This is a genomic window from Streptomyces sp. NPDC048277 (assembly GCF_040652235.1).
Taxonomy (GTDB): domain Bacteria; phylum Actinomycetota; class Actinomycetes; order Streptomycetales; family Streptomycetaceae; genus Streptomyces.
In genome coordinates, this window is sequence record NZ_JBEZLQ010000001.1 from 889,244 (window position 1) to 904,321 (window position 15,078).

A 15,078-nucleotide genomic window follows, 5' to 3' on the forward strand; every position below is an offset into this window, starting at 1 on the left:
CGTGACTACCTCTTCTCATGCGACCTCTTCTCATGTGACTGCCTCGAAGACCGTCGGTACGGAGGCGGGGGACGCCCGTATCACCTGGCACGAGGCGGAGCAGGCGCGGCTCGTGCTCGCCCTGAGCCATGGAGCGGGCGGCGGGATCGAGGCGCGGGACCTGCGGGCCATCGCCGCCTTGCTGCCGGAGCACGGCGTGACGGTCGCGCTCGTCGAGCAGCCCTGGCGGGTCGCGGGGAAGAAGGTCGCGCCCGCGCCGAAGACCCTCGACACGGGCTGGCGGGGCGTGTGGCCCGCGCTCGCCGCGCCGGGGCTGCCGGCGGTGTCCGGCGGGCGCAGCGCCGGGGCCAGGGTCGCCTGCCGTACGGCGACGGAGCTGGGCGCGGCCGCCGTACTCGCCCTGAGCTTCCCGCTGCACCCGCCGGGCAGGCCGGAGAAGTCACGGGCCGGGGAACTGCTGGGGGCCGGGGTGCCCACGCTCGTCGTGCAGGGCGGGAACGACCCGTTCGGGAAGCCCGCCGAGTTCCCGGAGGGGGAGTACGAACTCGTCGAGGTGCCGGGCGCCGATCACGGCTTCGCGGTACCCAAGCGGGCGGAGATCGGGCAGGAGGACGCAGTGGCAATCATCACGCGGGCGGTCGTCGGGTGGACCGTGTCACTCGGGTAACACGCGGGAATGCAGAGTGACCGGCCACTGTTGAGGCGGACAGAAAGAAGTGCTGGGGCACCAGCGCCGACGCCGTAGGAGAGGAAGTCCGCCGCATGGGTTCGACCATCTGCCCGAGCCGTGAGCGCAGCGTTGACCTGGACTGGTCGGTGCTGCGCGCGGCGAAGACCGCTCCTATTCGAGCGGCGGCAGGCACGGGTCGTGTTCTATCCTCCGATTCGAGTGGGATCGGTTTCGGTCCTGCCCGGGAACTTGAGGAGGTGGGTCCGGTCACTGGGACCGACGCAGGGACCGACAACGGCCAGGCGGAGCTGCCCGAGGGCCAGGGCGCGAGCGCGGAGTCGACCTCGGAGCGCACCGCGCGCTTCGAGCGGGACGCGCTGGAATTCCTCGACCAGATGTACTCGGCCGCGCTGCGCATGACACGCAACCCGGCCGACGCCGAGGACCTGGTGCAGGAGACCTACGCCAAGGCGTACGCGTCCTTCCACCAGTTCCGTGAGGGCACCAACCTCAAGGCCTGGCTGTACCGCATTCTCACCAACACGTTCATCAACTCGTACCGCAAGAAGCAGCGCGAACCCCAGCGCTCCGCGGCCGAGGAGATCGAGGACTGGCAGCTCGCCCGCGCCGAGTCGCACATGTCGACCGGCTTGCGCTCCGCGGAGTCGCAGGCGCTCGACCACCTGCCCGACTCGGACGTCAAGGAAGCGCTGCAGGCGATTCCCGAGGAATTCCGCATCGCCGTCTATCTGGCCGACGTGGAGGGCTTTGCGTACAAGGAGATCGCCGACATCATGGGGACCCCCATCGGTACGGTGATGTCCCGGCTGCACCGCGGCCGCCGCCAGCTGCGCGGGATGCTGGAGGACTACGCCCGTGAGCGCGGGCTCGTCCCGGCCGGCGCCGGAGAGTCGAACGAAGCGAAAGGCTCGGGCTCATGAGCTGCGGAGAGCCGCACGAGACGGACTGCAGTGAGGTACTCGATCATTTGTACGAGTTCCTCGACAGTGAGATGCCGGAAGTCGATCGCGACAAGTTCCGGCAGCACTTCGACGAATGCTCTCCGTGCCTGGAGAAGTACGGTCTGGAGCAGGCCGTGAAGAAGCTCGTCAAGCGCTGCTGCGGTCATGACGACGTACCGAGCGACCTGCGGTCCAAGGTGCTGGGGCGGCTCGACCTGATCCGCTCCGGAGGGACCGTCCCGGAGCACGACGTGGCCGCCGCGCCGGTGACTCCGCAGGAGAGCTGAGCGTTCCGCTCCGGCCCGGCCTTCACCCGAACGTGCTAATCCTCCGGTCATAAGCCCCCGGACCCTCCGGCTCCCGCCCTAGGCTCCGGAGCCTGGACAGGCACGGTCGGGGGAGGGGCGTGATGGAGGCGGTTCCGGCACGGGTGCGCGTGTACGTGGCCTGTGCCGCCCTGAGCGCCCTGCTCTGTCTGCTGCCGCTCCCCGACATCCGTACCCCGTGGTGGGCGGTGGCCCTCCTCGCCGGGCTGTACGCGGGCTGCGAGCACGTCGTACGCAAGCGCCTCGGCGGCACCTTCTACCCGGTGCTGCTCGCCGGCGCCTTCCTGCTGCCGGCGCCCGCCGCCGCGTTCGTCCCGCTGCCGGGCGCGCTGTTCTCGCACGTCGAGCAGCGGCCCCGGGCGCTGCGAAGGGTGTGGCGGGCCGCCGAGCTGGCCCTGGCCGTGTGGGGCGCCGGATCCGTGCACCGGATGCTGGGCGGGCGGGGCGCGGTGGTGGGCTGCGACTTTCCCTACGCGCTGGTGCCGTGCGCCGCGGCCGTCCTCGCCTTCTGCGCCGTCCTCGCCCTCCTCGACGGGGGGATTCTGGCGGTCGCCGAGAGGGTCGCGGTACGACGGGCCTGGCGCGGCCTCTTCTCCCGCTCCCTCGCACCGATCGGGGTGCACGGGCTGGCCGGGCTGATGATGGCGGTGCTCTGGCGCAGTCCGTACGGTCCTGTCGCCGCGCTCCTCGTCCTGCTGCCGATGTGCGTCTCCTGGTGGGTGTTCGCCCAGTACCACCGGGAGCAGGCCGCCCATCAGGCCACCATCCGCGCGCTCGTCCAGGCCGTCGACATCAAGGACGGCTACACCCGGGGGCACAGCGAGCGGGTCGGACAGGCCTCCGTGATGATCGCGCGCGAGCTGGGCATGGACGAGGAGCGGGTGGAGGTGCTCCGCTTCGCCGGCATCCTGCACGACGTCGGGAAACTGGGCGTCCCCACGCGGCTGCTCCGCAAGGACGGACCGCTCACCCCCGAGGAACGGCGGATCATCGAACTCCACCCCGAGTACGGCCACGAGATGGTGCGGGGGATCTCCTTCCTCGGCGAGGCCCGGGCGGCGATCCTCCACCACCACGAGCGCATCGACGGCAGCGGCTACCCCTACGGCCTGGCGGGCGGTCAGATCCCCGAGTCCGCCCGGGTGGTGGCCGTCGCCGACGCGTTCGACGCGATGACCTCGACGCGCTCCTACAGCCGGGCCCGGCCGGTCGGGGCGGCGGTGGAGGAGCTACGACGCTGCGCCGGGCGGCAGTTCGACACGGCGGCCGTCGACGCCCTGGTGCGGGCGTTGCACAAGGAGGGCTGGCACCCCGCGGTCACCGCCGACGTCTGCCCACCCCTTTCCGACCGGCCGGGGAGCGACCGCGAGAGCGTCGCCCGGGGAGCCCCGTGAACTCCGACGGCGCGGCATCCATGCCGGGACCCGCGGACCGGGACCCCGCCGGTCCGTCCTCCGGGCACGCGGGGGCGCGGCGGGGCCATGCGGACGAAGGGCCAGGTGCCGGGGCCGGGGCCGGCGGCACGGGCGGCGGCCCCACGGGATCGCCGTCCCGGAGCGTGGACCGCGATCCACGCGATCCGGCGGATCCGGCGGATCCGGCGGCCCGCGGCACGGAGGCGGGGCACGGCCCTGCCGGTCCGTCGGCGGAGGCTCCGGGCGTCGGGGCCGGCTCCGCCGGGCCCGCCCCGGTGGTTCGGCACCCCCCTGCCCGTGCCCTGCGGTTGATCCGGCTCGCCGCTCTGCTCCTCGTCCTCGGCTGTCTCGCCGGGACCCTCTGGGCCGGTCTCGACGACCGCGGTGCCGCCCTCGCCTTCGGGGTGCTCGTCGGGGTCGGGGAGTGGGGGCGGTGGACCGGGGCCGAGGTCCGGGAGGCCGCGCCGCTCGCGGCCGCCGGGGGGCTGGCGTACGCCCTGCTGGGCGCCGACGCCCGGGTCGCCACGCACGACGGGGCGTTTCAGGTCGTCACCGTCGTGTGCGCGGCCTCGCTGCTCGGGAGCGTGCCCCATATCGCCGCCGGGCGCCGGCCCACCCTCGATCACCTCGCCCGCCGTGTCCTCACCGTCGGCTTCGCCGCCGTCTGCTTCCAACCCCTCTACAGCAGGGGCGTGTTGGAGCAGTGGGGTGGATCGGCGTACGCGCTGCTGCTGGTCGCGCTGCTCGTGCTCACCGCGCTGTGCGACGCCGTGCTGGCCGCCGCGCAGGAGCACGCGCGTACCGGGTGGCCGTTCGGGCCGTTGCTGCGGGACGAGCTGCGCGGGCTGCTCGGCATCGGGTCCGCGGTCTGCGCCACCGGCGCCGTGATGGCGCTGGCCGTCGCGGTCGTGGGGCTGTGGGCGCTGCCGGTCTTCTGCCTGCCCCTGCTGCTCACCCAGCTGTCCCTGCGCCGGTACGCGGCCGTACGGGCCACCTACCGGCAGACCATCGCCTCCCTCGCCCGGGCCACCGAGATAGCGGGGTACACCCCGGCCGGGCACGCCCGCCGGGTCGCCACGCTGAGCCAGGCCGTCGGGCGGGACCTGGGGCTGTCCGAAACGGAGCTCACCGTGCTGGAGTACGCGGCGCTGATGCACGACATCGGCCAGCTCAGCCTGGTCGACCCGGTGCCGGCCGGGGCCACGGCCGTACTCCCGGCGGCGGAGCAGCGGCGGATAGCCCTGCTCGGCGGGGCCGTCGTACGGCAGACCGGGGTGGACGCGGCCGTCGCCGTGGTCGTGGAGCGGCAGGCCGACCCCTGCCGGGAGCAGCCGGTGGCCGCGCGGATCGTGCGGGTCGTCAACGCGTACGAGGAGAAGTCCCGGGATTCCGGGCCCGGCGGGGCGCTGACCGCGTTGGAGGAGTTACGGCTGGCCACTGCCGGGGACTACGCTCCGGAGGTCGTGGAGTCCCTGGCGCGCGTGCTCTCGAGAGACTGTCTGACCTTGCGGGCGGCTGGGTAACCCATGGGTAATGAGCGGCCCTCCCGTCGTACGTGGTTGGATGCGAGGGAGAGGGTGATGTCCGGGGGCACAAGCCAGCCCACTGTGCGGAACTGGAACTGGCAGGCGGGAATCGTGAGGATCTTCGGCAAGGGACGGCACCGGCCCTCCGCCTCCTGGCGGCAGGCCACCGATCGCGCGTTCACGCTGATCGGCGACGGCCGGTACGAGGACGCGGGCGAACTGCTGACACGCGCCGCCGATCTGGAACCCTGGCTGTCGGAGTCCTGGTTCAACCTCGCGCTGCTGCACAAGTTCCGGCACGACTGGGAACAGGCGCGGGCGGCCGGGCTGCGGGCGGTGGCCCTCCTCGACCGCGAGACCGGAGCGCCCGACTGGTGGAACGTGGGCATCGCGGCGACCGCGCTGCAGGACTGGCCGCTGGCCCGGCGGGCCTGGCAGGCGTACGGGCTGCGGGTGCCGGGCGGTGCCGCCGTGTCCGGTGAGCCGGCCGGGATGGACCTGGGCAGCGCCGCCGTACGGCTGTCCCCGGAGGGGGAGGCCGAGGTGGTGTGGGGGCGGCGGCTGGACCCCGCCCGTATCGAGGTGCAGTCCATTCCGCTGCCCTCGTCGGGGCGGCGCTGGGGCGAGGTCGTCCTGCACGACGGGGTGCCGCACGGGGAGCGGACCACGGCGACCGGACACGCGTACCCCGTCTTCGACGAGATCGAGCTGTGGGCGCCGTCGCCGGTGCCGACCTGGGTGGTGCTGCTGGAGGCGGCGACCGAGGCGGACCGCGACGCGTTGGAGCAGTTGGCGGGGGACGCCGGGTTCGCGGCGGAGGACTGGTCCTCTTCCGTGCGGCTGCTGTGCCGGATGTGCTCCGAGTCGCGGATGCCGTCGGACGAGGGCGACGGGGTGCATCTCGATCCCCACGATCACAGTGAGCCGGGGCATCCGGGGCCGCTGGGGCACCGGACGGACGGGCAGCTGTGGGTGCCGGAGCGGGAGTGCGGGGTGGCTGCGCCGGCTTCGCTGGTGAGGGGGTTGCTGGACGGGTGGGTTGCCGACAGCCCTGACTCTCGGGACTGGCGGGATTTGGAAGAGGTCTGCTGAGGCCGGTGGATCGCTGCGGGTCGTGAGCGGTTGCTCGCGCAGTTCCCCGCGCCCCTGAAAACAGACACGTACCCTGTATCAGCAACATCCCCCCTTGTTTTACCTAGGAAGGCTTTCGTCGGTCATGGCGCAGCAGGACACCGATCAGCAGCACGCGGGCGTGCTCCCCGTGGATGACGAGGGATTCGTCGTCGACACCGAGGGGACCGAGGAGCGCGAGAACGCCTGGCGTGAGCGGGGGACCTCGCGGCCCATCACCGTCGTCGGGAACCCGGTGCTGCACAAGGAGTGCAAGGACGTCACCGAGTTCGGCGCGGAGCTGGACCAGCTCGTCGCCGACATGTTCGCCAGCCAGCGGACCGCCGAGGGCGTCGGGCTCGCCGCCAACCAGATCGGCGTCGACCTGAAGGTCTTCGTCTACGACTGCCAGGACGACGAGGGCGCCCGGCACGTGGGTGTGGTGTGCAACCCGAAGCTCGTCGACCTGCCGGCGGACAAGCGGCGGCTGGACGACAGCAACGAGGGGTGCCTGTCGGTGCCCACCGCGTACGCCGCGCTCGCCCGCCCCGACTACGCCGAGGTCACCGGGCAGGACGAGAAGGGCAACCCGGTCAAGGTGCGCGGCACCGGCTACTTCGCTCGGTGTTTGCAGCACGAGACCGACCACCTGTACGGCTACCTGTACATCGACCGGCTCTCCAAGCGCGAGCGCAAGGATGCCCTGCGTCAGATGGCCGAGAACGAGCCACGCTACCCCGTGGTCGCCAACGACTGAGACGCAAAAGGGCCGTTGTGACGCCTGGTCGGGAACGCCTCGACCAGGCGTTCGTCATGTTCGGTCAGACTCGCTCACCTGTCCGTCGTACATTCGATCCTTTGTGCGCCTCTAGCGATCCTTAATCAGTCACACAAGGGGAGATTCTCGGCACTGTGGGGTAGTGAGTGAAGCAAATCCGTTCCCAGACCGGTCAGTTGTAGTGCTGAATGGGAAGTGCGGGGATACGCAACAACGGCGCACGCCCGGCACAGCGGGAGGGGCGTGCGCTCCTGGCGGCTGAGAGGGGTTTGTTCGTGCATGCTTTCCCACACAGCACCACATCGACGCCGACGGCGCTCGCGGTCCCACCACAACTCGCCCTGCCGTTGATCGAGGACGAGTTTCCCCGGCAACTCCATCCGTATTGGCCGCGGCTCCAGGAGAAGACCCGCCTCTGGCTGCTGGAAAAACGGCTGATGCCGGCGGACAAGGTGCAGGAATATGCCGACGGACTGTGCTACACCGACCTGATGGCCGGGTACTACCTGGGCGCCTCCGAGGAGGTGATCCAGGCGATATGCGACTACAGCGCCTGGTTCTTCGTCTGGGACGACCGGCACGACCGCGACGTCGTGCACGGCCGGACCGGGGACTGGCGGCGGCTGCGGTTCCGGCTGCACACGGCGCTCGACGCCCCCCTGCACCATCTGCACCACCCGGACACCCTGGTCGCGGGGTTCGCGGACAGCGTCGCGCGGCTGTACTCGTTCCTGCCGGGGACCTGGAACCAGCGGTTCGCCCGGCACTTCCACGAGGTGATCGAGGCGTACGACCGCGAGTTCCGCAACCGCACCAAGGGATATGTTCCCGAGGTCGAGGAGTACCTCGCCCTGCGGCGCCTCACCTTCGCCCACTGGATATGGACGGACCTGCTGGAGCCGAGCGCCGGGGCCGAACTCCCGGACACCGTACGGAAACATCCGGCATACCGTCGCCCGGCGCTGCTCAGCCAGGAATTCGCCGCCTGGTACAACGACCTCTGCTCGCTTCCCAAGGAAATAGCGGGCGACGAGGTGCACAATCTCGGCATCAGTCTCGTCACCCATGAGGGAATGAGCCTGGAACAGGCGGTCGAGGAAGTGAGGCGACGCGTCGAGGAATGCATTCGTGAATTCCTGGTCGCCGAGCAGGAAGCCCTTCGATTCGCCGAGCAACTCGACGACGGCACCGTACAGGGAAAGGAACTCGGTGCCGCGGTCCTGGCCTGTGTCGCCAATATGCGGAACTGGTTCAGTTCCGTCTACTGGTTCCACCACGAATCCGGCCGGTACATGGTCGACAGCTGGGACGACCGCTCCACGCCCCCTTACGTCAACAACGAAGCGGCAGGTGAGAAATGACCGTCGAGTCCGTGGAGCCCACGGCCCCCGGGGCTTCCACCGAACTGCGTGAACCGCCCCTCGCCGGCGGCGGTGTTCCGGTACTCGGTCACGGCTGGAAACTGGTCCGCGACCCGCTCGCCTTCATGTCCCAACTGCGCCGGTACGGCGACATGGTGCGGCTGCGCCTGGGCCCCAAGGAGGTGTACGCCGTCACCGCCCCGGCGCTCACCGGCGCCCTCGCCCTGAACCCGGACTTCCTCATCGCCGGCCCGCTCTGGGAGTCCCTGGAGGGGCTGCTCGGCAAGGAGGGCGTGGCCACCGCCAACGGCCCCCGCCACCGGCGCCAACGCCGCACCATCCAGCCCGCGTTCAACCTCGCCGCGATCCCCGGCTACGGGCCGGTCATGGAGGAGGAGGCGCATGCGCTGACCGAGCGCTGGCAGCCCGGCGACACCGTCGACTGCACCTCCGAGTCCTTCCGGGTCGCCGTCCGTATCGCCGCCCGCTGCCTGCTGCGCGGCGAGTACATGGACGAGCGCGCGGAGCGGCTCAGCATCGACCTCGCGAGCGTCTTCCGCGGTATGTACCGCCGGATGGTCGTACCACTCGGCCCGCTCTACCGGCTGCCGTTGCCCGCCAACCGCGAATTCAACCGGGCGCTGGCCGATTTGCATCTCCTCGTCGACGAGATCGTCGCCGAGCGCCGGTCATCTGGTCAAAAGCCGGACGATTTGCTGACGGCATTGCTCGCGGCGAAGGACGAGAATGGCGACCCCATCGGGGAACAGGAGATCCACGACCAGGTCGTCGCGATACTCACCCCCGGCAGCGAAACAGTCGCGTCCACGATCATGTGGCTGCTCCAGGTCCTCGCCGAACACCCGGAACACGCCGAGAAGGTACGGACCGAGGTCGAATCGGTGACGGGTGGTCAGCCGGTTGGTTTTGAGCACGTTCGGCGTCTCACGCACACCAACAATGTCGTCGTCGAGGCGATGCGTTTGCGTCCCGCCGTATGGATATTGACGCGGCGCGCCAAGACCGACACCGAGCTCGGTGGCTATCGCATTCCGGCCGGGGCCGACATCGTCTACAGCCCCTACGCCGTCCAGCGCGACGCCCGCTCGTACCCCGGGCACCTCGACTTCGACCCGGACCGCTGGCTGCCGGAGCGGGCCAAGGACGTACCCAAATACGCCATGAGCCCCTTCAGCGTCGGTAACCGCAAATGTCCCAGCGACCACTTCTCCATGACCCAACTGAGCCTGATCACAGCGGCGTTGTGCGCCAAATACCGCTTCGAACAGGTCCCGGGCTCGGACGACGCGACCCGGGTGGGCATCACCCTGCGCCCCCAGCGCCTGCTGCTGACGCCCGCGCCCTGGTGACGGCCCGACCGGCGGCCACCTCCTGATACCGGCGCGCGCTCAGGCGGCCTCCGGGCCCCGGAACGTGCGCCGGTAGGTGTTCGGTGTGGTGCCCAGCGTCTTCACGAACTGGTGCCGCAGCGCGGCCGCCGTGCCGAAGCCGGCGCGGTCCGCGATGGCGTCCATCGTCTCGTCCGTCCCCTCCAGCAACTCCTGTGCCAGCAGCACCCGTTGCCGCAGGATCCAGCGGTACGGCGTGGTGCCGGTCTCCTGCTGGAAGCGGCGGGCGAAGGTGCGCGGGGACATCAGGGCGCGGGCGGCCAGCTGCTCGACGGTGACCTCCTCGTCGAGATGCTCCGTCATCCAGGCCAGCACCCCGCCGACCGTGTCGCAGGGGCCCGCCGGCAGCGGACGCTCGATGTACTGGGCCTGTCCGCCGTCCCGGTGCGGGGGCACCACCATCCGGCGGGCGATCTTCGCGGCCACCTCGGGGCCCTGGGTCTTGCGCACGATGTGCAGACAGGCGTCGATCCCGGCGGCGGTGCCGGCCGAGGTGATCACCGGGTCCTCGTCGACGTACAGCACGTCCGGTTCGACCCGGGTGCGCGGGAAACGCCGGGTCAGCAGCGGCGCCTGCCGCCAGTGCGCGGCACACCGGCGCCCGTCCAGCAGCCCGGCCGCGCCGAGGACGAAGACGCCGGAACACACGCTCAGCACCCGGGCACCCCGGTCCACCGCCCGGCGCAATGCGTCGAGCAGCTCGGGCGGATAGTCCCGGGCGATGTTGGCGTCGGAGGCCGGTACCGCGATCAGATCGGCCTCGTCGAGGCGGTCGAGGCCGTACGGCGTGGAGATGGTGAGGCCGGGCACATGGGTGCCGAGCGCGGGTCCCTCCGCCGAGACCACGGCGAAGTCGTACACCGGCAGCCCCTCGTCGGAGCGGTCGAGGCCGAAGACCTCGCAGACCACTCCGAGCTCGAAGGGGTGCACACCGTCCAGCAGCACTGTCGCCACGTTCTTCAGCATGCTGCCAGTGTGCCTCGCCGATGGCAGTTATTCGAGGGTGTGCGGCAGTCCTGCCACTCACGGGCAGGCGGATCCGGAGCCAGAGTTGTGCACATGAATGGAAACCAGATCGAAGCTCTCGTCGGAATGGCCCTGGTCCTCGGGATCCTGGTCCTCATGGCCCTCCCCTCCGTGCTCGGCATCCTGCGCGACAGGCGCATCGACCGGCAGATCAGGGAGGCCCACGAGGCACACAGCGGGAGGGAGGTTCAGAAGTCCTCGTCGAGGTCGACGGTGCCCTCCACCGCCACCTGGTACGCGGACGGGCGCCGCTCGAAGAAGTTGGTCAGCTCCTGAACCCCCTGCAGCTCCATGAAGGAGAAGGGGTTCTCCGAGCCGTACACCGGAGCGAAGCCGAGGCGGCCGAGCCGCTGGTCGGCGACGCACTCCAGGTACTGGCGCATCGAGTCGGTGTTCATGCCCGGCAGACCGTCACCGCACAGGTCACGGGCGAACTGCAGCTCCGCCTCGACGGCCTCCCGCAGCATGTCGGTGACCTGCCGGCGGAGTTCGTCGTCGAAGAGCTCCGGCTCCTCCTTGCGGACCGTGTCCACGACGTCGAACGCGAAGCTCATGTGCATCGTCTCGTCACGGAAGACCCAGTTGGTGCCCGTGGCGAGACCGTGCAGCAGACCCCGGCTGCGGAACCAGTAGACGTACGCGAAGGCGCCGTAGAAGAACAGGCCCTCGATGCACGCGGCGAAGCAGATCAGGTTGAGCAGGAAGCGGCGGCGGTCGGCCTGGGACTCCAGCCGGTCCAGGTTCTCCACCGAGTCCATCCAGCGGAAGCAGAACTCGGCCTTCTCGCGGATGGAGGGGATGTTCTCCACGGCCGCGAACGCGGCGGCGCGGTCCTCCGGATCGGGCAGATAGGTGTCCAGCAGGGTCAGGTAGAACTGGACGTGCACCGCCTCCTCGAAGAGCTGCCGGCTCAGGTAGAGCCGCGCCTCCGGGGAGTTGATGTGCTTGTAGAGCGTCAGCACCAGGTTGTTCGCGACGATCGAGTCACCGGTCGCGAAGAACGCGACCAGACGGCCGATCAGGTGCTGCTCCATGGGGGACAGCTTCGCGAGGTCGGCCACGTCGGAGTGGAGGTCGACCTCCTCTACGGTCCAGGTGTTCTTGATGGCGTCCCGGTAGCGCTCGTAGAAGTCCGGGTAGCGCATCGGACGGAGCGTGAGCTCGAAGCCGGGGTCGAGAAGGTTCTTGCTGGACATTACTGGCAGGCCTCGCAGGACTCGGGGTTTTCCAGGGAGCAGGCGACCGCGTCGGGGTCGGCCGTCTGCTGGACGGGGATGGTGGCTTGGGCCTGGGCGGCGCGGGCGATGCGGGTCGCCGGGCGCGAGCGCAGGTAGTACGTCGTCTTCAGGCCCGACTTCCAGGCGTACGCGTACATCGAGGAGAGCTTGCCGATGGTCGGCGTCTCCAGGAAGAGGTTCAGGGACTGGGCCTGGTCCAGGTACGGGGTGCGGGCGGCGGCCATGTCGATCAGACCGCGCTGCGGGATCTCCCAGGCGGTGCGGTAGAGGTCGCGCACGTCCTGCGGGATCCACACGAAGTCCTGCACCGAGCCGTTCGCCTCGCGCAGCGCCTCACGGGTGCGGGCGTCCCAGACGCCGAGGTCCTTGAGGTCCTGCACCAGGTAGGAGTTGACCTGGAGGAACTCGCCGGAGAGCGTCTCGCGCTTGAAGAGGTTGGAGACCTGGGGCTCGATGCACTCGTACACGCCCGCGATCGAGGCGATGGTGGCGGTGGGGGCGATCGCGAGGAGCAGGCTGTTGCGCAGGCCGGTCGTCGCGATCCGCGCGCGCAGCGCCGCCCAGCGCTCGGGCCAGGTGAACTCGACGCCGTAGTGGTCGGGATGCAGCACGCCCTGCGCGGTACGGGTCTTCTCCCAGGCCGGCAGCGGGCCGCCGCGCTCGGCGAGGTCGGCGGAGGCCTCGTACGCGGCGAGCATGATCCGCTCGGCGATCCGGGTGGAGAGCGCCTTCGCCTCGGGGGAGTCGAAGGGCAGCCGCAGCTTGAAGAAGACGTCCTGGAGGCCCATGGCGCCCAGGCCGACCGGCCGCCACTTGGCGTTGGAACGGCCGGCCTGCTCGGTCGGGTAGAAGTTGATGTCGACGACCCGGTCGAGGAAGGTCACGGCGGTGCGGACGGTCTCGTCCAGCCGCTCCCAGTCGATGTCCCCGGTCGCCGTGTCGACGAAGGCACCGAGGTTGACCGAGCCGAGGTTGCACACCGCCGTCTCGCCGTCGTCCGTGACCTCCAGGATCTCCGTGCAGAGGTTGGAGGAGTGCACGACATGGCCGGGCACGGCCGTCTGGTTCGCGGTGCGGTTGGCCGCGTCCTTGAAGGTCATCCAGCCGTTGCCGGTCTGCGCGAGGGTGCGCATCATCCGGCCGTACAGGTCGCGGGCCGGGATGGTCTTGCGGGCGAGGCCGTCGGCCTCGGCCTTGCGGTAGGCCGCGTCGAACTCCGCGCCCCACAGGTCCACCAGCTCCGGGACGTCGGCGGGGGAGAACAGCGACCACTGCTCGTCGGCGTTCACCCGGCGCATGAACTCGTCCGGGATCCAGTGCGCGAGGTTCAGGTTGTGCGTACGACGGGCGTCCTCACCCGTGTTGTCGCGCAGCTCCAGGAACTCCTCGATGTCGGAGTGCCAGGTCTCCAGGTAGACCGCGGCCGCGCCCTTGCGCCGGCCGCCCTGGTTCACGGCGGCGACCGAGGCGTCCAGGGTCTTCAGGAACGGCACGATGCCGTTGGAGTGCCCGTTGGTGCCCCGGATCAGCGAACCGCGGCTGCGGATCCGGGAGTACGAAAGCCCGATGCCGCCGGCGTGCTTGGAGAGGCGGGCGACCTGGTGGTAGCGGTCGTAGATCGAGTCCAGCTCGTCCTTCGGGGAGTCGAGGAGGTAGCAGGACGACATCTGGGGGTGCCGGGTGCCGGAGTTGAAGAGCGTGGGGGAGGACGGGAGGTAGTCGAGGCGGCTCATCAGGCGGTAGAGCGCGGCGACTTCGTCCAGTGCGCGAGCGGTGTCGTCCTCGGCGAGACCGGCGGCCACCCGGAGCATGAAGTGCTGGGGCGTCTCGATCACACGGCGGGTGATCGGGTGCCGGAGCAGATAGCGGCTGTGCAGCGTGCGCAGGCCGAAGTAGCCGAAGCGGTCGTCGGCGGCCGGGTCGACCAGGGCGTCCAGACGGGCCGCGTGCAGGCGCGCGAACTCGGCGGTCCGGTCGGCGATGAGCCCCTCGCGGTGCCCCACCGCCACGGACTCGGTGAAGGACGTCACACCCTGCGAGGCGGCCTCGGCGCGGATGGAGACGGTGAGCAGGCGGGCGGCCAGCCGCGAGTACGCGGGGTCCTCCGAGATCAGGCCGGCGGCCGCCTCCGTGGCCAGCTCGCGCAACTCCGACTCGTCGGCCCGGGCGGACCGGCCGCGCAACGCGGCGGCGGCGACCCGGCCGGGGTCGGCGTCGGGGAGGTCGGCGGTCAGCTCGGTCAGGGTCCGCAACAACGCGGTACCAGGACCGTCCTCTTCCACAGAGATGGTCGCTGAAACCGGGTCGGCTGGCGCGATGGTCACGTGGGGCTCTCCCTCGCTCGGCACGGGGCCTGGCGGAGGGCAGGGGGCAGCACACGGGCGAGCGCACGCGTGTCGCGTCCCCGGCCCACTCCACGAGGCCCGGACGTCAGTACACCCGGGCCGGACGGCCGGGCGTGCTGTCGACAGGTCCTCGGACTGACTCCTGCGCACAGATATGCACAAGTACACCGTTGCGGGACAGTTCCGGATTCGCACCGGATTCCCCTGCGGCGACAGCGAGCATGAGCATACATCTAGTGCCGGGTTGTCGTGTCACCCCCAGATGTTGTGTCGCGGTGGTGTCAGAGCGTCAACTCATAGGTGAGGAGAGTGACGTCGGCCAGCTCCGGCAGGGGATTCCAGTCCCGCTCCGGTGTGCGGACGAAGCCCAGGCGTTCGTAGATCCGGTGGGCGGCCCTCATGGTGCGCTGGGTCGACAGGACGATCCGTACGCAGCCGTCGGTGGCGCGTGCGCGGTCGACACAGGCGCGGACGAGGGACTCACCCGCGCCCCGGCCGCGGGCCGCCCCGGCGACCGCGAGCATCCTCATCTCGGCCTCTCCGGGGGCGGCGATGTCGGCCATGGGTCCGGGGCGGCCGACGAAGGTGACGCCGCCCAGGAGCCGGCCGGCCGCCACGGCCACGAGGACCTCCGCGGCCGCGGCGCGCTTCGCCACGTCCCGCAGTTCGCCGAGGTAGGCGTCGCTCTCACCGAAGTCCAGGAGTCCGTCCCGGAGGTAGGCCTGTGCGGTCAACTCGCCGAGGGCCTCGTACTCGCCGGGTTCCGCGCGCCTGATCACGATGTCCATGGCCCCGAGTCTTCCGCAGGCCCCCACGGCCGGGCACGGGGTTTCCGCCGTGCCGCGGCCGGGTTGCGGGGTGGGGCGGGAGTGATTCCATGGAGGTAGCTGTGGTCGCCCCTCGCCCCTCGCC

14 protein-coding genes and 1 riboswitch are annotated in these 15,078 nt (G+C 70.5%); of the genes, 10 read left to right on the plus strand and 4 right to left on the minus strand.

Features of this window, described 5'->3' with window-relative positions:
* The first annotated feature begins 1 nt into the window (after position 1).
* The 9 genes from AB0D85_RS04180 to AB0D85_RS04220 all read left to right on the plus strand — a co-directional run bounded on the left by AB0D85_RS04180 (position 2) and on the right by AB0D85_RS04220 (position 9,518).
* Positions 2 to 667 (plus strand): alpha/beta family hydrolase, encoded by a 666-nt coding sequence (locus AB0D85_RS04180; protein ID WP_362313134.1) that lies wholly within the window; start codon positions 2 to 4, stop codon positions 665 to 667.
* A 260-nt stretch (positions 668 to 927) separates the two neighbouring features.
* Positions 928 to 1,611: an RNA polymerase sigma factor SigR gene (gene sigR / locus AB0D85_RS04185; RefSeq protein ID WP_362313136.1), complete on the plus strand. Its 684-nt coding sequence runs from the start codon at positions 928 to 930 to the stop codon at positions 1,609 to 1,611.
* Positions 1,608 to 1,919 (plus strand): mycothiol system anti-sigma-R factor, encoded by a 312-nt coding sequence (gene rsrA, locus AB0D85_RS04190; RefSeq protein ID WP_362313138.1) that lies wholly within the window; start codon positions 1,608 to 1,610, stop codon positions 1,917 to 1,919. The genes sigR and rsrA overlap by 4 nt, the downstream gene beginning before the upstream one ends.
* A gap of 122 nt (positions 1,920 to 2,041) precedes the next feature.
* The gene (locus AB0D85_RS04195) at positions 2,042 to 3,352 is read left to right on the plus strand and encodes an HD-GYP domain-containing protein (protein ID WP_362313140.1); all 1,311 of its coding nucleotides are present in this window, start codon (positions 2,042 to 2,044) and stop codon (positions 3,350 to 3,352) included.
* A gap of 323 nt (positions 3,353 to 3,675) precedes the next feature.
* Positions 3,676 to 4,896 (plus strand): HD domain-containing protein, encoded by a 1,221-nt coding sequence (locus AB0D85_RS04200; protein ID WP_362313510.1) that lies wholly within the window; start codon positions 3,676 to 3,678, stop codon positions 4,894 to 4,896.
* 114 nt (positions 4,897 to 5,010) lie between these two features.
* On the plus strand, positions 5,011 to 5,991 hold the full coding sequence (locus tag AB0D85_RS04205; protein WP_362313513.1) for a hypothetical protein: 981 nt from the start codon (positions 5,011 to 5,013) through the stop codon (positions 5,989 to 5,991).
* Positions 5,992 to 6,115: 124 nt separating this feature from the next.
* The gene (def, locus tag AB0D85_RS04210) at positions 6,116 to 6,766 is read left to right on the plus strand and encodes a peptide deformylase (RefSeq protein WP_362313142.1); all 651 of its coding nucleotides are present in this window, start codon (positions 6,116 to 6,118) and stop codon (positions 6,764 to 6,766) included.
* A 296-nt stretch (positions 6,767 to 7,062) separates the two neighbouring features.
* Positions 7,063 to 8,148 carry an epi-isozizaene synthase gene (cyc1, locus tag AB0D85_RS04215; protein WP_362313144.1) on the plus strand — a complete coding sequence of 362 codons (1,086 nt, stop codon included), beginning with the start codon at positions 7,063 to 7,065 and terminating at the stop codon, positions 8,146 to 8,148.
* Entirely contained in the window at positions 8,145 to 9,518 is a 1,374-nt protein-coding gene (locus AB0D85_RS04220) for a cytochrome P450 (RefSeq protein WP_362313146.1), read from the plus strand. Before cyc1 ends, AB0D85_RS04220 begins: the two co-directional genes overlap by 4 nt.
* Positions 9,519 to 9,557: 39 nt before the next feature.
* On the opposite strand, the gene AB0D85_RS04225 is transcribed toward AB0D85_RS04220, so the two are convergent.
* Positions 9,558 to 10,523, minus strand: coding sequence for a helix-turn-helix domain-containing protein (locus tag AB0D85_RS04225; RefSeq protein ID WP_362313148.1), 966 nt, complete (start codon positions 10,521 to 10,523; stop codon positions 9,558 to 9,560).
* Positions 10,524 to 10,616: 93 nt separating this feature from the next.
* Between AB0D85_RS04225 and AB0D85_RS04230 the strand changes: the two genes are divergently transcribed.
* A complete protein-coding gene (locus AB0D85_RS04230; protein WP_362313150.1) occupies positions 10,617 to 10,859 on the plus strand; it encodes a hypothetical protein in 243 nt (80 codons plus the stop codon).
* Here AB0D85_RS04230 and AB0D85_RS04235 read toward each other — a convergent pair.
* The 3 genes from AB0D85_RS04235 to AB0D85_RS04245 all read right to left on the minus strand — a co-directional run bounded on the left by AB0D85_RS04235 (position 10,772) and on the right by AB0D85_RS04245 (position 14,954).
* Positions 10,772 to 11,779: a ribonucleotide-diphosphate reductase subunit beta gene (locus tag AB0D85_RS04235; protein ID WP_362313151.1), complete on the minus strand. Its 1,008-nt coding sequence runs from the start codon at positions 11,777 to 11,779 to the stop codon at positions 10,772 to 10,774. The two genes, AB0D85_RS04230 and AB0D85_RS04235, sit on opposite strands and share 88 nt — an antisense overlap.
* On the minus strand, positions 11,779 to 14,145 hold the full coding sequence (locus AB0D85_RS04240) for a ribonucleoside-diphosphate reductase subunit alpha (protein WP_362313152.1): 2,367 nt from the start codon (positions 14,143 to 14,145) through the stop codon (positions 11,779 to 11,781). Before AB0D85_RS04240 ends, AB0D85_RS04235 begins: the two co-directional genes overlap by 1 nt.
* A 146-nt stretch (positions 14,146 to 14,291) precedes the next feature.
* Positions 14,292 to 14,370, minus strand: a riboswitch (cobalamin riboswitch).
* 77 nt (positions 14,371 to 14,447) lie between these two features.
* Positions 14,448 to 14,954: a GNAT family N-acetyltransferase gene (locus AB0D85_RS04245; protein WP_362313154.1), complete on the minus strand. Its 507-nt coding sequence runs from the start codon at positions 14,952 to 14,954 to the stop codon at positions 14,448 to 14,450.
* Between the last annotated feature and the right edge of the window lie 124 nt (positions 14,955 to 15,078).